Genomic DNA, 217 nt, shown 5'->3' with positions numbered 1-217 from the left:
ATGTCGGGCACCGAGGACAACGTGTTGAACTTGTGGGCGCCGCGAGAGGGCAAGACCACCAGCAAGGCCATTCCGGAGATCTGGAACGCCCCGGGTCTGGTGGTGGCCACGAGCTGCAAGCGCGACCTCATCGACGAGACGATCCAGCTGCGTGAACACTTCGGCGAGGTGTGGGTGTTCGACCCTCAAGGCCTGGCCCCCGGCGCCAGCTCCGACG

General features: G+C 65.9%; 1 pseudogene. It reads left to right on the top strand.

The features are described from left to right. Window positions 1-24 precede the first annotated feature (24 nt). Window positions 25-217: pseudogene (locus tag G6021_RS16845) on the top strand (conjugal transfer protein); the annotation flags it as partial.

The organism is Dietzia sp. CW19, assembly GCF_014145265.1.
GTDB classification, from domain to species: domain Bacteria; phylum Actinomycetota; class Actinomycetes; order Mycobacteriales; family Mycobacteriaceae; genus Dietzia; species Dietzia natronolimnaea.
The sequence above is the reverse complement of the archived record's forward strand: the minus strand, read 5'-3'. Positions and strand labels throughout refer to the sequence as shown.